The sequence below is a fragment of the Alloyangia pacifica genome, from assembly GCF_020524285.1.
Classification (GTDB): Bacteria; Pseudomonadota; Alphaproteobacteria; order Rhodobacterales; family Rhodobacteraceae; genus Salipiger; species Salipiger pacificus_B.
This window is the reverse complement of the sequence record NZ_JAIVKX010000007.1, coordinates 300,744-321,641: the sequence shown is the minus strand read 5'-3', so window position 1 is coordinate 321,641 and position 20,898 is coordinate 300,744. Positions and strand designations below refer to the sequence as shown.

Sequence of the window (20,898 nt, the reverse complement as noted above, 5' to 3'; positions counted from 1 at the left end):
CGGAAGTCACCGAAGTACTTGGTGATTGCTGCGGTCAGCGTGGTCTTGCCGTGGTCAACGTGACCGATCGTGCCGATGTTGCAGTGCGGCTTGCCGCGCTCAAACTTTTCCTTTGCCATCTTTCCAGACGTCTCACCTCTAGGGGGTCGACTGCGACCCGGTTTCGCATCGCGGGCCGTTTATTGGGTCGGGAGCAGAAAATCAAGCGTCTGTTGATATCTGCGCGCCAGCAGGCGCGCTTATTCGGTCACGGTTTCGCGCGCCCGGCCCCGCACCGCCGATGCCGCAGGGGCAAATCCGCGGGCCCGAGCACGCGCCGCTGCCCTTCGGACGGGCCGTCCGACCTTCTTCTAGGCCGAAATATCCCGGGCGAGTCCGCCGCAGGCCGGCGGGGGCAGCATCCCGTCCCGCAGTCGCGGTCTTCAGTCCCGGTCCTCAGTCGCGGTGCGCCCCCGGCACCCAGAGCACATCCGCGGTGCCGCCGTCATTGGCCATGCGCGCCGCGCAGAAGAACCAGTCGCTGAGCCGGTTGAGATATTTCACCGCATGGTTGTTCACCTCTTCCGCCGCCGCCAGTTCAACCGAGCGGCGCTCGGCGCGGCGGGCGACGGTGCGGCACTGGTGCAGGAAGGCCGAGGCCGGCGAGCCGCCCGGCAGCACGAAGCTGCGCAGCGGCTCGAGCTGGGCGGTCATCGCGTCCATCTCGGCCTCGAGCCGCTCGACCTGCGCCTGCGTGACCCGCAGCACCGGGTAGCCGGCCTCGGCGTCGCGCGACATGTCGGGGCGGCCGAGATCGGAGCCGAGGTCGAAGAGATCGTTCTGGATCCGCGCCAGCGCCGTATCGAGGTCGCCCTCCGCCTGCAGCCGCGCAAGGCCGACCACCGCGTTCAGCTCGTCCACCGTGCCGTAGGATTCGACCCGCGCGCAGTATTTCGGCACACGCGTGCCATCGACCAGCGCGGTGTCGCCCTTGTCGCCGGTGCGGGTGTAGATCTTGTTGAGCACGATCATCGTCAGCTTCTCCGGATAAGAACGAACAGCAGGATCAGCACCACGGCGGCGAATTGCGCGATGATGCGCCAGCGCATGGCCTTGTTCGCGTACTTCTTGTTGAAGGCCCCGCCCTTGGCGAATGAGCCGATCCCAAAGAGCAGGATGCCCACGACGGCCATCATCACGACGGCGACGACCAGAAACAGCGGATCCTCACGCATGGGTTTTGCCTCCCTACCCTCGATGCCCCCACATAGCCGGTTCACGCCGAAAAGCGAAGGACGCGCGGCTGCGACCTTCGCGCACCCTTACCGCGCCCGGGCGATCAGCAGGTCGAGCAGGCGGGTCGGCAGCAGCCGCCGCAGCGTGCCCATGATGTGGGTCGCGGTGGTCACGTAATAGCGCGGCGCCGGGTGGTCGCTTTCGAGCGCGAGGATGAGCTTTTCCGTGACCGCCGAGCCCGGAAGCTCGAAGGTGTCCGGCTTGCCGCCCGAGGACGCATAGAGCCGTTTCAGCAAAGAGCCCTCGTATTGCGCGCGGCGCGGGCTGGCCTCCCAGTCCACCCATTTTTCGAAATGCGGCACCGAGTTTGCGCGAATGCGCGAGGTGATCGGACCGGGCTCGATCAGCACGACCTTGATCGGCGTATCCGACATCTCGATGCGCAGCACATCGGTCAGCCCCTCCAGCGCATGCTTGGTCGAGACATAGGCCCCGCGCCAGGGCATGGGCACGATCCCCAGCACTGAAGAGCAGTTGATGATCCGCCCGTGCCCCTGCGCCCGCATCACCGGAATCACCATGCGGGTCAGCGTGTGCCAGCCGAAGAGGTTGACCTCGAAGATCTCGCGCAGCGCGCCGGTGGGCAGATCCTCGAGCGCGCCGGGCGCGGCGTGGGCGCCGTTGTTGTAGAGCGCGTCGAGCGTGCCACCGGTGGCCGCCAGCACCTCGGCCAGCGCCGCCTGCATCGAAGCCTCATTGGTGTAGTCGAGCCGCGGGCTGTCGAAGCCCATCAGCCGCATGCGAGCGCAGTCCTCCTCGCGACGGCAGCTGGCGAAGACCCGCCAGCCACGGGCGCGCAGACCGCGCGCGGCGGACTCGCCGATGCCCGACGAGCAGCCGGTGATCAGAATGGATGGTCTGGAAGTCTCGCCCTCGTCCTGCGCCATGGTGCCTGCCCTGCCTTGCCGGAGTTTCCGACGGCATAGGCGAGGCGGCGGCGGGCTGCAATTCACCGGGCTGCAATTCATCGGGCGGCGAGATGCCCGGGTCGCGGGGAGATCAGTTGGCGTCGGCGGAAAGATAGGCGTCGTACATCCAGCCCGCGGTGCCGCCGTTCCGCGCCTGCAGCTTCACCCAGCCGTCGCCGGGATCGGAGAGCACCTCGACCTCGTCGCCTTCGGCGAGTTGGCCGACCACCGAGTAGTCGGTGCCGGGACCGTAGCGCAGGTTGACGCGCGAGCCAGTGACCTGGCGCAGGTCGGACGGGGTCGCGGCTGAGGCTACCGCCGGAGCCGCGGAGCCGGCGGAGCTTTCGGGATCGAAGCTGGCCGAGATCGGCTGATCGGGCACTGCCGCCAGGGCGACGTCGATGACGTCATCGGTGACACCTCCTGCGACAGGGGCGGCCGATTCGGGGGCCGACACGTCCGCCAGCGAGGCGGTGCTGGCGCGGGTGACCTCGGGGGCCGCGGCGGGCCGTGCCTCGGCGCTCGTCACGAAGCCCCCGGCAATCAGATTCGGCAGTTCGACGGAATGCATTCCAGGCTCGAAGTTCGCACCACCTGAGAGCGAGTACCAGGCCCAGCCAAGAAGGGCAAAGGTTGTGACCATAAGGCTTTTCATGATGAAATCTCCGGAACAGGAAAGGGCTGGCTGAAAAGGGCCGCAAACGCACCGCTGAAATACTCGGCGTCACACACACCATAGTTGATTTCGGCATTCTGCTTAAGCGGAAACCGGGAAAAATTTGCACGAAGCAGATTTCCCTCGGAGGATCGCTTGCCCGCGCTTTTCGGCGCGGGTATCACAATATGCATGAATGATATCGTCGATGACCCCAACATGAACCCTCGTAACGTGGCAGAAACCCTGCGCCGGGCGATCGGCGAGCGCTATCTGACCTATGCATTGTCGACGATCATGAACCGGGCGCTGCCAGACGCGCGGGACGGGCTCAAGCCCGTGCATCGTCGTATCCTTTATGCAATGCGCCGGCTGCGACTTAGTTCCACCGGAGGCTTCCTGAAGTCGGCAAAAATCTCCGGCGACACGATGGGGGATTTCCACCCGCACGGCGACGCGGCGATCTACGACGCCATGGCGCGCCTCGCGCAGGACTTCACCATCCGCTACCCGCTGGTCGACGGTCAGGGCAACTTCGGCAACATCGACGGCGACAACCCGGCGGCCTCGCGCTACACCGAGGCGCGGATGACCATCATGGCCGAGGCGCTGCTGCAGGGCCTCGACGAGGACGCGGTCGACTACCGTCCGAACTACGACGGCCGTCTCGAAGAGCCCGTGGTTCTGCCCGCCTCCTACCCGAACCTGCTGGCCAACGGCGCCTCGGGCATCGCGGTGGGCATGGCGACCAATATCCCGCCGCACAACATCGGCGAGCTGATCGACGCCTCCCTGCATCTCATCAAGTCGCCGAATGCGGCCGACGAGACGCTGCTGAACTACGTGCCCGGCCCCGATTTCCCCACCGGCGGGGTGATCGTCGAGCCGCGCGAGAACATCGCTCAGGCCTATGCGACGGGCCGCGGCTCGATCCGGCTGCGCGCCAAGTGGGAGGTCGAGGATCTCGGCCGCGGCCAATGGCAGGCGGTGGTCACCGAGATCCCCTACCAGGTGCAGAAGTCCAAGCTGGTCGAGCGGCTCGCCGAGCTGATCCAGACCAAGAAGGTGCCGATCCTCGCCGACATCCGCGACGAGAGCGCCGAAGACATCCGCATGGTGCTGGAGCCCAAGTCCAAGAACGTCGATCCCGACGTGCTGATGAACATGCTGTTCCGCAACTCGGATCTGGAAATCCGCTTCTCGCTGAACATGAACGTTCTGATCGACGGGGTGACCCCGAAGGTCTGCTCGCTGAAGGAGGTGCTGCGCGCCTTCCTCGACTTCCGGCGCGACGTGCTCTGCCGCCGCTCGCGGCACCGGATGGAAAAGATCGACCATCGCCTCGAGGTGCTGGAAGGGCTGATCATCGCCTTCCTCAACCTCGATCGCGTCATCGACATCATCCGCTACGACGAGGATCCCAAGGCCGCGCTGATGCGCGAGGATTGGGGCCGCAAGATCGCCCGCGCCACCTCCGAGGCCGACTACGTCTCCCCCGCCCCGGTGTCGGGCGAGGAGGAGTTCGGCCTGACCGAGGTGCAGACCGAGGCCATCCTCAACATGCGCCTGCGCAGCTTGCGCAAGCTCGAGGAGATGGAGCTGGTCGCCGAGCGTGACAAGCTGATGGAAGAGCGCGCCGGGCTCGAAGACCTGCTGGCCAGCGAGGACCTGCAGTGGAAGAGCATCTCGGCCGAGCTGCGCGAGGTGAAGAAGGCCTTCACTAAGGGGCTCGACCGCGGCGCCCGCCTCTCCAGCTTCGCCGAGGCCGGCGAGGCCGAGGACGTTCCGCTCGAGGCGATGATCGAGCGCGAGCCGATCACCGTGGTCTGCTCGCAGATGGGCTGGATCCGCGCGATGAAGGGACACATCGACCTCGGCTCCGAGCTGAAGTTCAAGGACGGCGACGGCCCGCGCTTCATCTTCCACGCCGAAACCACCGACCGGCTGCTGGTGTTCGGCTCGAACGGGCGTTTCTACACGCTCTCCGCCGCCAACCTGCCCGGCGGGCGCGGTATGGGCGAGCCGCTGCGGCTGATCGTCGACCTGCCCAACGAGGCGCAGATCATCGACATCTTCAGCCACGTGCCGGACCGCAAGCTGCTGGTCGCCTCCTCTGCCGGGGACGGCTTCGTGGTGCCCGAGGCGGACGTGCTGGCGCAGACCCGCACCGGCCGCCAGGTGCTCAACGTGCGCGACGACACCGTGGCCAAGGTCTGCAAGCCGGTGCAGGGCGACGCCGTCGCCGTGGTCGGCCAGAACCGCAAGGTGCTGATCTTCATGCTCGACGAGTTGCCAGAGATGGGCCGCGGCAAGGGCGTGCGGCTGCAGAAATACAAGGACGGTGGCCTGTCGGACATCACCACCTTCACGCTGGCCGACGGCCTCAGCTGGAAGGATCCGGCCGGGCGCACCCGCACCCAGAGCGACCTTGCCGAATGGATCGCCAAGCGCGCCACCGCCGGCCGCATGGCGCCGCGCGGCTTCCCGCGGGACAATACCTTCACCTGACCGAAGCAGATTTGCCCGCGGGCTGCAGCCTTCGGCAGAGAGGATCACAGGGCCGCCACGCGCGGCCCTGTGCCGTTCCAGCCCCTCCGGAGGCGGCCGAAATGACGGCTGCACGAATCATCTTTGAGCCGCGCCACGCCGGTCCGAAGCGAGATGGCTTTTCGTGTGCCCATTTCCTGAGCAGGCCGAAAACGCCTGGGAAAAGCGTTTCCGACCGTTCGAAATTCCGCCGCGACATTCGCGCGCCCCGCCCGGCTGACCTCGCGCAAGTGGCGCGGCGTTTTGCTGCGGTTGCGCAAATTGCCTCTGTTTCCGCCGCGTTCACTTCGCTATCACCCCTCGGGAGAACCACGAAGTGCCGTGCAAGGCGCGGCGAAACCTAGGGAGAGAACCGCTCATGAAGGTGCTTGTGCCTGTGAAGCGCGTGATCGACTACAACGTGAAAGTCCGCGTGAAAGCGGACGGCACGGGCGTCGATCTTGCCAACGTCAAGATGTCGATGAACCCCTTCGACGAGATCGCGGTCGAAGAGGCCATCCGCCTCAAGGAGGCCGGCAAGGCCGAGGAAGTCATCGTCGTCTCGATCGGCGTGAAGCAGAGCCAGGAAACCCTGCGCACCGCGCTGGCCATGGGCGCCGACCGCGCCATCCTGGTGACCGCCGCCGAGGACGTTCACACCGACATCGAGCCGCTCGCCGTCGCCAAGATCCTCGCGAAGATCGTCGAGGAAGAGGCCCCGGGCCTTGTCATCATGGGCAAGCAGGCGATCGACAACGACATGAACGCCACCGGCCAGATGCTCTCCGGCCTGCTGGGCTGGGCGCAGGCGACCTATGCCAACAAGCTCGACGTCGAGGGCGATGCCGCCACCGTGGCGCGCGAGGTGGACGGCGGTCTGCAGACCATCAAGATCGCGCTCCCGGCCATCGTCACCGCCGACCTGCGCCTCAACGAGCCGCGCTACGCGAGCCTTCCGAACATCATGAAGGCGAAGAAGAAGCCGCTCGACGAGAAGACCGCCGCCGACTTCGGCGTCGACGTCAGCCCGCGCCTCGAGATCGTCAAGACCTCGGAGCCCGCGGAACGCGCGGCCGGCATCAAGGTGGGCTCGGTCGACGAGCTCGTGGCGAAACTGAAAGACGCAGGGGCACTCTGATGGCCGTTCTCCTTCTTGCAGAAATCAACGACGGCGCGCTGGCGCTCGACGCAACCGCCAAGGCGGTGAACGCCGCGGCGAAGCTGGGCGATGTCACCGTGCTGGCCGCTGGTGCCTCCGCCGCAGCCGCCGCCGAGGAAGCCGCCAAGATCGACGGCGTGGCCAAGGTGCTGGTCGCCGAAGACGCGCTCTACGGCCACCGTCTGGCCGAGCCGGTCGCAGCGCTGATCGTGTCGCTTGCCGGCGAGTACAGCCACATCGTCGCCCCGGCCACGACCGACGCGAAGAACATCCTGCCGCGCGTTGCCGCGCTGCTCGATGCGATGATCCTGACCGATGTGACCGCCGTGGTCGACGCCGACACCTTCGAGCGCCCGATCTACGCCGGCAACGCCATCCAGACGGTAAAATCGAAGGATGAAAAGAAGGTTATCACCTTCCGGACCTCCACCTTCGAGGCCGCCGGCACCACCGGTTCGGCCGCCGTCGAGACCATCGGCGCGGGCGACAACCCAGGCCTGTCCGAATGGGTCGAGGACAAGATGGCCGAGAGCGATCGCCCCGAGCTGACCTCGGCGAAGATCGTCGTCTCGGGCGGCCGCGGCGTCGGCTCGGAAGAGGATTTCGCGCTGATCGAGAAGCTCGCCGACAAGCTCGGCGCCGCCGTGGGGGCCTCGCGCGCCGCGGTGGACAGCGGCTTCGCCCCGAACGACTGGCAGGTCGGCCAGACCGGCAAGGTCGTGGCGCCGGACCTCTACGTGGCCGTGGGCATCTCGGGCGCGATCCAGCACCTCGCGGGCATGAAGGACTCCAAGGTGATCGTCGCGATCAACAAGGACGAAGAGGCGCCAATCTTCCAGGTCGCCGACTTCGGCCTCGTCGCCGACCTCTTCACCGCCGTGCCGGAGCTGACCGACAAGGTCTGAGCCCCACCACAGAGACCAGAAAAAGGCCCGCCAAACCGGCGGGCCTTTTTACGTCCGCCGGCTTCGAAAGCGGGATCTCGCTGCGCGCCCGTGCACCAATGCACCCGCGCTGTGCGTTCGGGACAATTGTCCCGGCGGCGATCGAGCGTAGGTAATGCGCCAAGGCACGGCCATTCCCTCCCGGCCGCCACCTCCCTCATGAACGCAGAAGGACAGCTCCCATGTCTCTCAAAGTAAAAATCATCCTTGGCTCCACCCGCCCCGGCCGCATCGTGCCGATCATCGGCAAATGGGTCGAAGAGATCGCCAAGCAGCAGAACGGCTTCGACGTCGAAGTCGTCGACCTCAAGGAAATCGACCTGCCGCTGCTCGACGAGGCCGGCCACCCGCGCGCCCAAGCCTACGAGCACGAGCACACCAAGAAATGGGCCGCGAAGATCGCCGACGCCGATGCCTTCGTGTTCCTGACCCCGGAATACAACAGCTTCCCCTCGGCCGCGCTGGTCAACGCCATCCAGGCGCTCGCCGTGGAATGGGAACGCAAGGTCGCGGCCGTGGTCAGCTACGGCGGCGTCTCGGGCGGCATGCGCGCCGCGCAGGAGCTGCGCCAGCTTCTGGTCAACATGAACGTCATGGCGCTGCCGCAGTCGGTGCCGGTGCCCTTCGTGTTCAACTACATCGGCGAAGACGGCGTGCTGCGCCCCGAGCAGCCGGTCGTCGACGGCCTGAAGGGCATGTTCGCCGAGCTGTCGGTCTGGGGCGAGGCGCTGAAGCCGGCCCGCGCCGAAGCGGCCTGATCGGCCCCGACGCATCCGTCAGACAGCGAAACGCCCGGCCTCTTGGCCGGGCGTTTTGTTTTGCACCCTCCGCGTGCTCCGCTCAGGTCGCGACCTGTTCACGCAGGATCGAGGCGGTGAGCGAGATCATCAGGTAGATGCCCGAGAAGATCAGGAAGGCGAGAATCGTGTTCTCGAAGCTGCGCGGGTAGCTCGGGTCCTGCGAGGCCACCGGCTCCACCGACGTGGTCAGGTAGCGCGCCTGGCTCTCGGCATCGCGGCGGGCCTGTTCGAGCCGTTCGAGCGCCGTCTGCAGCATCAGGTCGCGGGTGGCCAGGTCCGCCTGCGCAAGCTGGATCTGCACCGCCTTCTCGGCCAGCGAATCCTCGCCCGTGGTGGCGCTGGTCATCTGCCTGTTCAGGTCTTCCAGCAGCGCTTCGAGCCGCCGCACATCGCCCTGCGCGCCCTCCACGCGCGAGCTGTTGGGCCGGGCGTTGTCGAGCAGCGCCTGCAGAGTCAGGCGCTTTTCCTGGAGCTGTACCTCGACGTTGCTGATCTGCGTGCGCAGCGCCGCGATCCGCCCCTCGGGGTCGATCACCGAGCCCTGCTGCTGCAGGCGCACCAGCTTCTCCTGGGCATCCTGGCGCTCGGCCTGCGCCTCTTCCAGCCCGACCTCGGCGTCGGACACCGCGTTGGAGCGCTTGCGCAGCGAGAGGTTGTCCACCCGGGTCTCGGCATAGCCGATCAGCGCCCGGCTGAAGCGCGCGGCGGTCTCGGGGTCGGCGGCCTGCACCTCCATCTTCACCACGCCTTCGGTCGGATCGTAGCCGATCTCGATATTGCGCTGGTAGACGCCGTAGGCGTCTTCGTTCGACGCATCCGGGTCGAGCCTCTGCAGCGGGTCGATCCAGTCCTGCTGGTAATGCGCCTTGAACCCCTCGTCGCGGTCGAGCCGCAGCATGGCGTCCTTGGACATCAGGTAGCTCTGCACCGCGATCGCATCCTGGTTGGTGGCGAACTGCGTGCCGGAGAACAGGCTGCCCATCGAGGAGGCGGAATTCTCGGCCTTGAGGATCAGGAACTCGGACTTTGTGGCGTACATCGGCGTCGCCATCACATAGAAATAATAGCCCGCGAGAATGGTCGGCAGCATCACGAAGAAGGCCAGCCGGCTCAGCAGCATCATCTGCTTCTTGCGGCGGCGCCGGGCCAGTTCCTGCTGGATCTTCATGATCTCGGCGGCGCGGCGCTCGGCGGGGCTGGCGGTCTGGGTCGAGGGCAGCTGGGTCTTGGCCGCGACCGGCTCCGGCAGGCCCTCCGAGCCGGCGGGGAGCACCGGCAGCCCGGCCTCCGGCCCCTTTCCGTCACCGCCGCCGCTGCCCGCGCTCGGCACCACCAGTTCGAGCATCGAGCTGCGCTGGAACGGGTCGATCCCCCGCGCCCGCAGCATGCGCACCGCGTCGTAATCCGAGGCCGGCTCGAAGCCGTTCTTCTGCGCCACCCGCCGGGCAAGCCGCAGTTGTCGGCCGGTCAGCCCCTCGTTGCGGATCGCCTCGAGATCGGTGGTCGTGCCCGCCGCCTTGGGCTCCGCGCCGCCGGCCTCCGGCGCCCGGTCATCCTCTTGCGGCGTGTCCGGCTGCCCGGCACCCGGCCGCGCGTCCGCCTCCGCCCGCGATGCCGCCGACGGACCCTGCCCCGCCTCGGGGCGGCGGATGCGGAATTTCTTAGCCCTGGGTTTCGTAGTCATACAGCCGTTTCGCTTCTTCCAAGGTGTCGAACTGGTGCAGTTTCCCGTCCATCAGGACCGCCGCCCGACGGGCAAATTTCTCGAGGATCGCCGGCTGGTGCGAGACGATCACGATGGTTGTGGTGCGCAGCCGCTCGGCAAGGATTTCTCCGGCCTTGCGGTTGAATTCGACGTCGGTCGAGCTCGGCATGCCCTCGTCGATGAGGTAGATGTCGAAGTCCAGCGCCAGCATCAGCGAGAAGGTGAACCGCGCCTTCATCCCCGAGGAATAGGTGCCGATCGGCTGATCGAAATACTCGCCCAGCCCGCAGAGCCACCGGCAGAAGGCCTCGACGTATTCGGGATCGAGCCCGTACATGCGGGCGATGAAGCGGGCATTCTCGCGGGCCGAGATCTTCGAGACCACGCCGCCCATGAACCCGAGCGGGAAGGACACGCGCGAGCTTCGCCGAATCTCGCCTTCATCCGGCTTTTCCAGCCCCGCCATCATGCGGATCAACGTGGTCTTGCCGGTGCCGTTCGGGGCGAGGATGCCGATGCTTTCGCCGACGGTGACCTGGAACGACACACGGTCAAGGATCACCTTCCGGCGTTCCCCCGTCCAGAAGGACTTGCTGACCATGTCGAACTCGATCATTTCACTGCCCCTGCCAACGCGTCGATCATACTAGCGGCGCGTGGAATAAGGGATCCCTACCCCTCGATTTGGTTTAGAATATGACCAAAATTTGAAAGGCCTGCCGCCTGAGCGCCCCGCTGGGCGACGCCGTGCTCGCGCCGCAACGCCTCGCGGCACTGGCGGGCCGGACCGCGACGCCTTACCTCTGAGCCATGCCCGACCGCCTGAGCAGCCTCAAGACCGACATCTCCGCCTGCCGCCTCTGCGCCGCGCGCTTCGCCGCCACCGCCACCCGCCATGCCCCGCGCCCGGTGGCCTGGTTCCGCCCCGGCGCGCGGCTGCTGATCGCCGGGCAGGCGCCGGGGATGCGCGTGCACAAGTCGGGCCGGCCCTTCGACGACCCCTCGGGCGACAGGCTGCGCGACTGGCTCGGCCTGTCGCAGGAGGAATTCTGGGACCAGTCCCGCGTTGCCATCGTGCCCATGGCCTTCTGCTTTCCGGGCTATGATGCCAAGGGGGCGGACCTGCCGCCGCCGCCGATCTGCCGCGCCACCTGGCACGACCCGCTGTTCGAGGCACTCGGCCCGCTGCCGCTGCGGCTCTACATCGGCGGCCACGCGCACCGCTACCATCTCGGCACGAAGACCGGCGTGACCGAGACCGTCGCCGGCTGGCGCGGGTATCTTCCCCACGCTCTGCCCTTGCCCCACCCGTCCTGGCGCAATACGGGTTGGCTCAAACGCAATCCGTGGTTCGAGGCCGAGCTCCTGCCCGTCCTGCGCGCCCGTGTCCGCGAGGTCCTGACATGACGACTACACCGCTCGACGCCGCGCTCAGCGCGATGGAGGCCGCCCCCGAGGATGACAACGCCCGCCTGCGCTTCTACGAGCGCCTGGCCGATGGCGAGCTCTTCCTGCTGCTGACCCGCGAGATCGACGGCGACCAGATCGAGCCCGAGCTCTTCGACCTCGGCGACGCGCGCTTCGTGCTGGTCTTCGACCGCGAGGAGCGCCTGTCGCAGTTCGTCGGCCGCGCCGCGCCCTATGCCGCGCTCTCGGGCCGCGCCGTGGCGAACATGCTGGCCGGTCAGGGCATCGGGCTGGCGGTGAACATCGAGGTTTCCGAGGCCTCGACCCTGCTGCCCGCCGAGGCGGTCGACTGGCTGGCCGCGACCCTCGGCCATGGCCCGAGCGAGGGCGAGGCGCATATCGAGGAAGTCACCAGGCCCGTCGGCCTACCCGAGGCGCTGCTCGCGGCGCTCGACACCAAGCTCGCCACCGCCGCCGGCTTCGCACGCTGCGCCTGGCTGGCCGGGGCCACCTACGAGGGCGGCGGACGCGGCCACATCCTCGCCTTCGCCGGGACCGCGCCGGGGGCCGAGGACGCGCTCGCCCGCGCGGTGAACGAGGCGCTGGTCTTCTCGGGCATCGAGGCGGGCGCGCTCGACGTACTCTTCCTGCGCGACAGCGACGAGCTGGCGGCCAGCCTCACCCGCGTCGGCCTGCGCTTCGAGCTGCCGGAGATCGAGCAGCCCGAGCGGGTCAAGCGCATCGCGCCCGGCTCCGACCCCGACAGCCCGCCGATCCTGCGCTGATCGGCGCGCCCTAGAGCCCCAGCTCCTCGCGCAGCGTCGGCAGCGTGTCGCCCATGGCCGGGGTCGCCTCCCAGACGCCGCGGGCAATGGCACGGGCGAGGCAGAGGCTCGCCGCGTGACCGATCTGCGCCAGTTGCCGCACCGGGTCGGCAAGCGTCCTGCCGCCGGTGGAACAGGCGAACACCAGGTCGCCGTCCAGCGGCGAATGCGCCGGGAGGATGGCGCGACCGATGCCGTCCTGTGCCGCCACCGCCATGCGATGCGCCTGCCCCTTGTCGAGCTGCGCATCGGTGGCAACCACGGCGATCGTCGTGTTGCCCAGCGCCGCCATCGCCCCGGCCTTGCGGCTCTCGGGCATCTCGTGGAACCCCGGCGCGGGCTCCGGCCCGAGCCCGCCAAACTCCTCACCGATCTCGAAGGGCGCCGCCCAGAAGTGCCGTCCCGACGGCGTGGTCACGCTGCCCATCGGGTTCACCGCCACCAGCGCGCCGACGGTGATGCCGCCCTCCAGCACCAGCGAGGCCGAGCCCAGCCCGCCCTTGTGCTGCGCGGTCTGCGCGCCGCAGCCCGCGCCACGCGAGCCGAGCTTGAAACTGCTCCCTGCGTTGGCCAGCGCCTGCCGCCCGAGCGCGGGATAGGGGTTCACCCCCCAGTGCTTGTCGCCGCCGTTGAGCAGGTCGAAGAGGATCGCCGCCGGGACGATCGGCACCCGGGCCGAGAAGACCTCGAAACCCCGCCCCTCCTCGTGCAGCGCGTCCATCACTCCCTGCGCCGCCGCGAGGCCAAAGGCGCTGCCGCCGGAGAGCACCAGCGCGTCGACCCCCGGCGCGGTCTTGTCCGGCGCCAGCAGGTCGGTCTCGCGCGTGCCGGGGGCGCCCCCCATGACCGAAACGGAGGCCACCATGGGCGCCGCGGCGGTGACCACCGAAACACCGGATTTCAGAAAGGAGTCTTCGGCATTGCCCACCATGAGGCCGGGCACGTCGGTGATCAGGTTCAGGGGACCGGGTCGCATGAGTCCACTCCTTGCAGCCACTGGTAAACATTTTGCTGCACTGCGGCAAAAGAACAAGAGCGCCCGCTGTCGCAGGCGCTTTTGCGAAATTGATGAACGGTCAGACGCGTTATTCCGCCGGGGCGCGGAAGGAAAGCCCGAAGTCCCGGCTTCTTCTCTTTGCAAATACGCCGGGGGAGGCGCGGCGCAGCCGCGGCGGGGGCGGCGCCCCCTCTTCAAGCGGCCTCAGATACAGCGCCCGCCGTCGACCTCCATGCACACGCCGGTCACCAGCGAGGCCTCGTCGGAGCACAGGTAGAGCGCCGCATTCGCCAGGTCCTCGGGGGTGGAGAATCGGCCCATGGGGATGGTCGAGAGGAACTTGGCGCGCATCTCCGGCGTGTCCTCGCCCATGAAGCTCTTCAGCAGCGGCGTGTCGCCCGCCACCGGGTTTAGCGCGTTGACCCGCACGCCGAAGGGCGCCAGCTCGATCGCCATGGCCTTCGTCGCAGTGTTCATCCAGCCCTTCGAGGCGTTGTACCAGTTCAGCTTCGGGCGCGGCGAGACCCCCGCCGTGGAGGCCACGTTGAGGATAGTCCCCGCGCCGCGCGCCTTCATCCCTGCCACCAGGGCGCGGGCCGTCAGGTAGACCGACTTGCAGTTGACCGCCATCACCCGGTCAAAATCCGCCTCGTCGATTTCCTCCATGAAGCCCGGCAGGTGGGTGACCCCGGCGTTGTTCACCAGGATGTCGACCCGGCCCAGCTCGGCCCCGGCGCGCAGCGCCATCTCCTCGACCGAGGCACCGTCGGCCACGTTCACCTCATGCGCCACGCCGCCGAACTCGGCGGCAACCTCCATGGCGCCTTCGATATTGATATCGGCGACCATCACCCGCGCGCCCTCTGCCGCGAAGCGCCGCGCGATGCCCGCGCCGAAGCCCGAGCCCGCGCCGGTCACGATGGCGGTCTTTCCATCCAGTCTCATGCCTGTCTCCTCCCTCAAATCCTCACCTGCGGCGCTCAGCCATGTCCTGCAACCGCAGGCTCAGCCATGATGCGCCGCCACCGTCTTCAGCACCGAGAAGCCGTAAAGCGCCTCGAAGCCCTTCTCCCGTCCATGACCGGACTTGCCAACCCCGCCGAAAGGCAGCTCCACCCCGCCCCCGGCGCCGTAATTGTTGAGAAACACCTGCCCGGCCTTCAGCTTCTTTGCCAGCCGCATCTGCCGCGCGCCGTCGCGGGTCCAGACGCTGGCGACAAGGCCGTAGGCCGTGCCATTGGCGATGCGCAGCGCGTCCGCCTCATCCTCGAAGGGGATAACCACTTGCACCGGGCCGAAGATCTCGTCCTGCGCCAGCGCGTGCTCCGCCGGGACCGGACCGTAGAGGCAGGGGGCGACGTAATGCCCGCCCTCCGGCAAGCCCTCGGCCAGCCGCGCCCGCGCCAGCACCGGCAGCTCTGCTCCCTGCTCCAGGAACCCTTCGACGCGGCGCTTCTGGGCGGCATTGATCAGCGGACCGATGTCGCGATCGTCCATGGCGGGGCCGACGAGCTTGGCCTCGTATGCGGCGGCCATACGGGTCATCACCTCGTCCAGCACTTCGCGCTGCACGAGAATGCGCGAGGACGCCGAGCAGGTCTGTCCGGCGTTCTGCAGACCGGCATTCACGAGGAACGGCAGCGCCGCATCCAGATCGGCATCGGCGAAGACCAGTTGCGGGGATTTGCCGCCAAGCTCCAGCGTCACCGGGATCACGTTTTCCGAGGCCGCGCGCTGCACGGCGGCGCCGGTGGCGACCGAGCCGGTGAAACTCATGTGCTGCACGCCGGGATGGGACGACAGGGCCGCGCCCGCCTCCGAGCCGAGCCCCGGCACCACGTTGAGCGCCCCTGCCGGCAGCCCCGCCTGCTGCGCCAGATCGGCGAAATGCAGGGCGGTCAGGCAGGCGTCCTCGGCCGGTTTCAGCACGCAGGCATTGCCCATGGCGAGCGCCGCGCCGACCGAGCGGCCGATGATCTGCATCGGGTAGTTCCACGGCACGATATGACCGGTCACCCCGTGCGGCTCGCGCAGGGTGTAGACGGTGTAGCCATCCAGATAGGGAATGGTCTCGCCGTGGATCTTGTCCGCCGCGCCGCCGTAAAACTCGCAGTAGCGCGCCAGCGCCACCGCGTCGGCCCGCGCCTGCGAAAGCGGCTTGCCCACGTCCTGCGCCTCGATCCGGGCAAGCAGGTCGACGTTCTCCAGCACCAGCATACCGATCCGGGTGAGGATGCGCCCGCGCTCCAGCGCCGTCATCGCCCCCCATTCGCCATCCAGCGCGGCCTGCGCCGCGGCCACCGCCTCGTCGATTTCAGCAGCGCCCCCGCGGGCGATGCGCCCGATCTCGGCGCCCGTGGACGGATCGCTCAGCGGCAGCGTGTCCGCGGTCTCGCGCCATGTGCCGCCAATGAGCACGCAGGCGCTGTCAAAGGGGCTCCCCTCCGGCATCGTCATCTCCTCCCATCTCCGGCGCCGGAAGTCTCGGCGCCGCCTCCATGAGGGATTTGGTATACCAGTGCCGGGGATTGTCAAACACCTCGGCAGTCGCGCCGCGCTCGACGATCTCGCCCTCGCGCATCACCAGCACTTGGTCGGTGATCGAACGCACCACCGAAAGATCGTGGCTGACGAAGAGATAGCTGAGGCCCCGCGTGCGAGACAGTTCGGCCACCAGATCGAGGATCTGCGCCCGCACCCGCACGTCGAGCGCCGAGACCGCCTCGTCGAAAATCACCAGTTCGGGCTCGATGATCAGCGCCCGGGCGATGGCGATGCGCTGGCGCTGCCCGCCGGAGAAGGCGTGGATCGGGGCTTCCTCGTGCTCGGGCTTCAACCCCACGGCGGTGAGCGCCGCCGCAATGGCCGTCTGCCGCGCCGCGCCCTTGGGCGGATCGGGCAACAGGTGGAACGGCTCCGCGATGATCCGGCCGACGCTGTGGCGCGGGTTGAACGAGCCGTAGGGATCCTGGAACACCACCTGCACGCGGCGCCGGAGCGCTGGGTCGGGCTTGCCGTGCGAGAGGATCGGCTTGCCATCGAGGGAGATCTGCCCCGCCTGCAGGGGCTCCAGCCCGAGGATCGCGCGGGAGAGCGTCGACTTGCCGCAGCCGGACTCGCCCACGAGGCCGATCCTTTCGCCGCGGCGGATGTCGAAGCTGACGCCTTTCACCGCCCGGAATGCGCGGCGAGGCGCGAAGGGATGCTCGCGCGGCAGCGGGTAGTCGCGGACCGCGTCCTGCACGCTGAGCTGGGTCTCTCCGGGTGTGATCGGGGCCAGCGGTGCCTTATGGCGGGACGCCTCGAAGAGCTGGCGGGTGTAGGGGTGGCGCTGCTCGGCCAGAACCTGCGCCGTGGGCCCCTGTTCGACGATGCGCCCGGCATTCATCACCGCGATCCGGTCCGCCATGCCCGCCACCACGGCGAGGTCATGGGTGATCATCAGCATGGCCATCCCCTCTTCGCGCACCAGCCCGGTGAGCAGCTCGAGGATCTGCGCCTGCGTCGTCACGTCGAGCGCGGTGGTCGGCTCGTCGGCGATCAGCAGCTTCGGACGCAGCGCGATGGCCATGGCGATGCCGACGCGCTGGCGCTGCCCGCCAGACAGTTCGTGCGGGTAGCGCGTCGGTGGGATGCGCTCGGGGTCGAGCCCGACGCGGGCCATGACCTCGGCGGCGCGGGCACGGGCGCCGGCGCGGGACATCGCCCTGTGGATCAGGATCGTCTCCATCACCTGGTCGCCGATGCGCTGCACCGGGTTGAGCGCGGTCATCGGCTCCTGGAAGACCATGCCCACCTCGCGGCCCCTCAGGGCGCAGAGTTCCCGCTCCGGCAGGGTCAGCAGGTCGCGCCCCGAGAGCCGCAGCCGGCCGGAGGTCTCGGCCCGCTCGGGCAGCAGCCCGATGGCGGCGAGCGCGGTCATCGACTTGCCCGAGCCCGACTCGCCGGTGAGCGCAAGGATCTGGCCCTGCGGCAGGGACATAGAGACGTCCTGCAGGATCGCGGTGCCGCCGATGGTGAGGGTGAGCCCTTCCACGTGCAGCAGCGCCTCTGGTGCCTGCCGGACCGGGGGCTCTGCCCCGCGCGTCGCTGGCGCGCCGCGCCCCCCGGGATATTTCTGCCTAGAAGAAAGACTCATGCGCGGGAGGGCCTCAGGCGGGGATCGAGGGCGTCGCGCAGCCCGTCTCCGAGCAGGTTGAGGCCGAGCACCGTGAGCAGGATTGCAAGGCCGGGCACGATGGCCACATGCGGCGCGAGGGATACCATGGTCTGCGCGTCGGCCAGCATCCGGCCCCAGCTCGGCACCGGCGGCTGCGCGCCGAGACCGACGTAGGAGAGCCCCGCCTCGGCGAGAATGCCGAGCGAGAACTGGATGGTGCCCTGCACGATCAGCAGGTTGGCGAGATTGGGCAGGATGTGCTCGGCACTGATGCGGGGCACGCCCTTGCCGGCAACGCGGGCGGCAAGGATGAACTCGCGGCGCCAGAAGCTCAGCGCCGCGCCGCGGGTGAGCCGGGCGAAGACCGGGATGTTGAAAATGCCGATGGCGAGGATGGCGTTGAGCGCGCCGGGGCCGAAGATGGCGGTGATCAGGATGGCGATGACCAGCGAGGGGAAGGCGAAGATCAGGTCGTTGGTGCGCATCACCAGCTCGTCGAGCCAGCCGCCCTGCCGCGCCGCGGCGGCCAGCCCCAGCGGCACGCCGAGCCCCATGCCGAGCCCCACCGCCACCAGCGCGACGGCGAGCGAGGTGCGCGCGCCGGTCATCACCATGCTCAGCATGTCGCGGCCGAGGTGGTCGGTGCCCAGCCAATGCGCCGCAGACGGCGGTTGCAGGCGGGCGGCGATGTTCACCGCCTCGACGTCGCCCGGGGTCCAGAGATAGGAGATCAGCGCGGCGAGGATGAAGGTCAGCGTCAGCAGCGCGCCGAGGATCAAGGAGGGTTTCATCGCGGGCGCCTCAGTCTCGGATCGGCGATGGCATAGGCCATGTCCGTGAGGAAATTCACCGCGATCACCGCGAAGACCAGCAGCATGACCACCGATTCGACCACGATCAGGTCGCGCTGGGTGATCGACTGGAAGATCAGCCGACCGAGGCCGGGCAGGAAGAACACCTGCTCGATGATGATCGCCCCCGCCAGCAGGAAGGAGAACTGCAGCCCGAGGATGGTCAGCACCGGAATCAGCGCGTTGCGCAGCCCGTGTCGCCAGAGCGCCTGCCGCCGCGAGAGCCCCTTGGCGCGGGCGGTGCGGATGAAGTCCTCCGACAGGATGTCGATCAGCGACGAGCGCATGACCCGCGCCAGGATCGCCGCCTGCGGCAGCGCGAGGGCCACCGCGGGCAGGGTCAGGGATTTCATCGCCATGAGCGGATCATCCCAGCCGGGAAAGCCGCCGGCGCTGAACCAGCGCAGCTTCAGTGCAAACAGCAGCACCAGCAACATGGCGAACCAGAAGTTGGGAATGGCGATGCCGAGCTGCGTGGCACCGATCACCCCGGCATCCCCCGCCTTGCCGCGGCGGGCGGCGGCGTAGATGCCCGCGGGCAGCGCGATCAGCGTCGAGAGCCCCAGCGCGTAGAGCGCCAGCGGCAGCGAGACGGTGATGCGCTCGGCAACCATCTCCGCCACCGGCGTGCGGTAGGTGTAAGAGGTGCCGAAGTCGCCGGAGAGCATCCCGCCGAGCCAGCTCAGGTAGCGCTGCCATTTCGGCAGGTCGAGCCCGAGCTCGCTGCGCAGCGCCGCCACCGTGTCGGGCTGGGCGTTCATCCCGAGCATGTAGCTGGCCGGATCGCCGGGGGCGACCTCGACCACCAGGAAGATGACCAGCGACGCCACCAGCAGCGAAACCGCCAGCGAGGTCAGACGTTTGAGCGCGTAGCCTAGCATGGGGCCACGTTAGGCGCGGGGCGCGGCACGGTCCAGACGCTCAATGCTGGATCAGCTCGAGCGGGTCGTAGCCGAAGCCCCGCCCCCAGGCCACATGCGGCAGGCTGCTGGGTTTGAAGCGCAGCCCTTCCATCTCGGCGCGGGTGACGAAACGGCGCTCGGTCACCACGCCCTCGGGATCCCGCCAGGAGGCGTCGATCCGTCCCGACACGATGTGGCAGCGGAAGAAAATCTCGATCTGGTGGAAGCCACTGGCGGGATCGTGGAACTCGTTGACCAGGCAGGGCGGACCCACCTTGATCTCGAGCCCGGTTTCCTCGCGCAGCTCGCGGGCGAGGTTCTCGGGCAGCGAGGCCCCGGTCTCGACCCCGCCGCCGGGGGCGCACCACAGGTCGCTCTTGCCGCCGGGCCAGGCGTTCACCAGCAGCAGCCGGTCCTCGTGCAGCAGCACGGCGCGGGCGGCGAGGCGGGGGGACTTCGGCATTGGCTTCCCTTCGGGCGTGTCCTTTTGCCCCTTTCATAGGGCCGGGCGGGCACGTATCTCAAGCGCCGACCCGCCCTGCCCCCGACCGGCCCGAAGAAAGGCCCCTGCCCGTGCTCGACCTGACCCTTCAGAACGCCGCCGTCCTGCGCCCCGAGGGCTGGAGCGACGCGCCCCTCCCGATCTCCGGGGGGCGCATCGGCGGCGGCTCCGGCAAGGCGGTGGACCTTTCCGGCTTCGAGGTGCTGCCGGGGATCGTCGACGCCCATGGCGACGGCTTCGAGCGGCACATGGCGCCGCGCCGGGGAGCGCTGCGCGAACGTGCCTCCGGGGTGCAGGCCTGCGCTGCCGAGCTGGCGGCCTGCGGCATCACCACCGCTGCGCTGGCGCAGTTCTGGTCCTGGGAAGGCGGGATGCGCGGGCCGGAATTCGCAAGGGAGGTCTTTGCCGCCGTCACCGAGGTCGCCCCCACCGTGCCCGTCGACCTGCGCCTGCAGCTGCGGCTCGAGACGCATTTCCTGGGCGGGTTCGCCGGGGCCGAGGAGGCAGTGCAGCGCTGGGGCATCTCCTACGTGGTGTTCAACGACCACCTGCCGCACCAGCGCCTCGCCGAGGGGCGCAAGCCGCCGCGGCTCACCGGGCAGGCGCTGAAGAGCGGCCGCAGCCCCGAGGCGCATCTGGCGCTGATGATGGGGCTGCACGCACGCGGCGACGAGGTTCCGGTGGCGCTGGACGGGCTCTGCGCCCGGCTGGCGGCGCGCGGCGTGACCATGGGCAGCCATGACGACCGCACCGCAGGCGGTCGCGCGGACTGGCGCGCACGCGGCGCGATGGTCTCGGAGTTCCCCGAGACGGTCGAGGCGGCGCAGGCGGCGCGCGAGGCTGGCGACTTCATCGTGCTCGGTGCGCCGAACGTGGTGCGCGGGGCGAGCCACGCGGGCAATGTTTCGGCGCTGGAGCTGGTGGGGATGGGTCTGTGTGACGCGCTGGCCTCGGACTACCATTACCCCGCCCCGGCCCGCGCGGCCTGGCGCTGCGTAGAGCTCGGTCTGCTGGACGAGGTCGCGGCGTGGAAGCTGGTCTCGGAGGGGCCCGCGCGGCTGCTGGGGCTGACCGACCGGGGCCGGATCGAGGACGGGCTGCGCGCCGATCTGATCATCCGCGAGCGGGACAGCCGGCGCATCGTGGCGACGATTGCCGGGGGCCGCGTGGCCTACATGAGCGGGGATGTGGCCGGGCGCTTCATTAGCTGAGGCCCCGGCGAAAGTCTCGCGCGAGGTCCTCCGGCCGACTCTCCGGCCCGAGACCGACCCGACACCCCGCCTT

The 20,898-nt window shown here is 68.6% G+C and carries 22 protein-coding genes; 7 read left to right on the top strand and 15 right to left on the bottom strand.

Annotated elements, in window-relative coordinates; all coding sequences use genetic code 11:
* The 6 genes from LC039_RS11655 to LC039_RS11630 all read right to left on the bottom strand — a co-directional run.
* Positions 1-119: GTP-binding protein (locus LC039_RS11655; protein ID WP_263620071.1), on the bottom strand; the 119-nt coding region annotated here is incomplete at its 3' end.
* Positions 120-435: 316 nt separating this feature from the next.
* Positions 436-1,011 (bottom strand): cob(I)yrinic acid a,c-diamide adenosyltransferase, encoded by a 576-nt coding sequence (locus LC039_RS11650; protein WP_226624326.1) that lies wholly within the window; start codon positions 1,009-1,011, stop codon positions 436-438.
* A 2-nt stretch (positions 1,012-1,013) separates the two neighbouring features.
* Positions 1,014-1,214 carry a twin transmembrane helix small protein gene (locus LC039_RS11645; protein ID WP_226624325.1) on the bottom strand — a complete coding sequence of 67 codons (201 nt, stop codon included), beginning with the start codon at positions 1,212-1,214 and terminating at the stop codon, positions 1,014-1,016.
* 87 nt (positions 1,215-1,301) lie between these two features.
* Complete coding sequence (locus LC039_RS11640; protein WP_226624324.1) at positions 1,302-2,162, bottom strand: SDR family NAD(P)-dependent oxidoreductase; 861 nt, start codon at positions 2,160-2,162, stop codon at positions 1,302-1,304.
* A 112-nt stretch (positions 2,163-2,274) separates the two neighbouring features.
* Positions 2,275-2,838 (bottom strand): SH3 domain-containing protein, encoded by a 564-nt coding sequence (locus LC039_RS11635; RefSeq protein ID WP_226624323.1) that lies wholly within the window; start codon positions 2,836-2,838, stop codon positions 2,275-2,277.
* A complete protein-coding gene (locus tag LC039_RS11630) occupies positions 2,835-3,032 on the bottom strand; it encodes a hypothetical protein (RefSeq protein WP_226624322.1) in 198 nt (65 codons plus the stop codon). Before LC039_RS11630 ends, LC039_RS11635 begins: the two co-directional genes overlap by 4 nt.
* Here LC039_RS11630 and LC039_RS11625 point away from each other — a divergent pair.
* The 4 genes from LC039_RS11625 (at position 3,031) to LC039_RS11610 (ending at position 8,225) form a co-directional block, all read left to right on the top strand.
* Positions 3,031-5,346 (top strand): DNA topoisomerase IV subunit A, encoded by a 2,316-nt coding sequence (locus tag LC039_RS11625; protein ID WP_226624321.1) that lies wholly within the window; start codon positions 3,031-3,033, stop codon positions 5,344-5,346. The genes LC039_RS11630 and LC039_RS11625 overlap by 2 nt on opposite strands.
* A 397-nt stretch (positions 5,347-5,743) precedes the next feature.
* Positions 5,744-6,502 carry an electron transfer flavoprotein subunit beta/FixA family protein gene (locus LC039_RS11620; protein ID WP_226624320.1) on the top strand — a complete coding sequence of 253 codons (759 nt, stop codon included), beginning with the start codon at positions 5,744-5,746 and terminating at the stop codon, positions 6,500-6,502.
* A complete protein-coding gene (locus tag LC039_RS11615) occupies positions 6,502-7,428 on the top strand; it encodes an electron transfer flavoprotein subunit alpha/FixB family protein (RefSeq protein WP_226624319.1) in 927 nt (308 codons plus the stop codon). The genes LC039_RS11620 and LC039_RS11615 overlap by 1 nt, the downstream gene beginning before the upstream one ends.
* 221 nt (positions 7,429-7,649) lie before the next feature.
* On the top strand, positions 7,650-8,225 hold the full coding sequence (locus tag LC039_RS11610) for an NADPH-dependent FMN reductase (RefSeq protein ID WP_226624318.1): 576 nt from the start codon (positions 7,650-7,652) through the stop codon (positions 8,223-8,225).
* An 82-nt stretch (positions 8,226-8,307) separates the two neighbouring features.
* Here LC039_RS11610 and LC039_RS11605 read toward each other — a convergent pair whose 3' ends face one another.
* Together LC039_RS11605 and LC039_RS11600 are read right to left on the bottom strand one after the other, a co-directional pair.
* Positions 8,308-9,951: a capsule biosynthesis protein gene (locus tag LC039_RS11605; RefSeq protein WP_226624316.1), complete on the bottom strand. Its 1,644-nt coding sequence runs from the start codon at positions 9,949-9,951 to the stop codon at positions 8,308-8,310.
* Entirely contained in the window at positions 9,929-10,588 is a 660-nt protein-coding gene (locus tag LC039_RS11600; RefSeq protein WP_226624315.1) for an ABC transporter ATP-binding protein, read from the bottom strand. Before LC039_RS11600 ends, LC039_RS11605 begins: the two co-directional genes overlap by 23 nt.
* 194 nt (positions 10,589-10,782) lie before the next feature.
* Here LC039_RS11600 and LC039_RS11595 point away from each other — a divergent pair, with 194 nt between their 5' ends.
* Both LC039_RS11595 and LC039_RS11590 read left to right on the top strand, forming a co-directional pair.
* Positions 10,783-11,379: a uracil-DNA glycosylase family protein gene (locus LC039_RS11595; protein WP_226624307.1), complete on the top strand. Its 597-nt coding sequence runs from the start codon at positions 10,783-10,785 to the stop codon at positions 11,377-11,379.
* Positions 11,376-12,164 (top strand): SseB family protein, encoded by a 789-nt coding sequence (locus tag LC039_RS11590; protein WP_226624305.1) that lies wholly within the window; start codon positions 11,376-11,378, stop codon positions 12,162-12,164. The genes LC039_RS11595 and LC039_RS11590 overlap by 4 nt, the downstream gene beginning before the upstream one ends.
* A gap of 10 nt (positions 12,165-12,174) precedes the next feature.
* On the opposite strand, the gene LC039_RS11585 is transcribed toward LC039_RS11590, so the two are convergent.
* The 7 genes from LC039_RS11585 to LC039_RS11555 form a co-directional block, all read right to left on the bottom strand.
* On the bottom strand, positions 12,175-13,179 hold the full coding sequence (locus LC039_RS11585) for a P1 family peptidase (protein ID WP_226624299.1): 1,005 nt from the start codon (positions 13,177-13,179) through the stop codon (positions 12,175-12,177).
* A 225-nt stretch (positions 13,180-13,404) separates the two neighbouring features.
* The gene (locus tag LC039_RS11580) at positions 13,405-14,145 is read right to left on the bottom strand and encodes an SDR family oxidoreductase (protein WP_226624297.1); all 741 of its coding nucleotides are present in this window, start codon (positions 14,143-14,145) and stop codon (positions 13,405-13,407) included.
* Between the two features lie 60 nt (positions 14,146-14,205).
* Positions 14,206-15,651 (bottom strand): aldehyde dehydrogenase family protein, encoded by a 1,446-nt coding sequence (locus tag LC039_RS11575; RefSeq protein WP_226624295.1) that lies wholly within the window; start codon positions 15,649-15,651, stop codon positions 14,206-14,208.
* Entirely contained in the window at positions 15,629-17,338 is a 1,710-nt protein-coding gene (locus tag LC039_RS11570; protein ID WP_413463832.1) for an ABC transporter ATP-binding protein, read from the bottom strand. Before LC039_RS11570 ends, LC039_RS11575 begins: the two co-directional genes overlap by 23 nt.
* The gene (locus LC039_RS11565; RefSeq protein WP_226624291.1) at positions 17,335-18,150 is read right to left on the bottom strand and encodes an ABC transporter permease; all 816 of its coding nucleotides are present in this window, start codon (positions 18,148-18,150) and stop codon (positions 17,335-17,337) included. The genes LC039_RS11570 and LC039_RS11565 overlap by 4 nt, the downstream gene beginning before the upstream one ends.
* Positions 18,147-19,091 (bottom strand): ABC transporter permease, encoded by a 945-nt coding sequence (locus tag LC039_RS11560; RefSeq protein ID WP_226624289.1) that lies wholly within the window; start codon positions 19,089-19,091, stop codon positions 18,147-18,149. The genes LC039_RS11565 and LC039_RS11560 overlap by 4 nt, the downstream gene beginning before the upstream one ends.
* Positions 19,092-19,131: 40 nt before the next feature.
* Positions 19,132-19,575 carry an NUDIX domain-containing protein gene (locus tag LC039_RS11555; protein ID WP_226624287.1) on the bottom strand — a complete coding sequence of 148 codons (444 nt, stop codon included), beginning with the start codon at positions 19,573-19,575 and terminating at the stop codon, positions 19,132-19,134.
* A 110-nt stretch (positions 19,576-19,685) separates the two neighbouring features.
* On the opposite strand from LC039_RS11555, the gene LC039_RS11550 reads away from it, so the two are divergent.
* On the top strand, positions 19,686-20,825 hold the full coding sequence (locus LC039_RS11550) for an alpha-D-ribose 1-methylphosphonate 5-triphosphate diphosphatase (protein ID WP_226624284.1): 1,140 nt from the start codon (positions 19,686-19,688) through the stop codon (positions 20,823-20,825).
* The last annotated feature ends 73 nt before the right edge of the window (positions 20,826-20,898 follow it).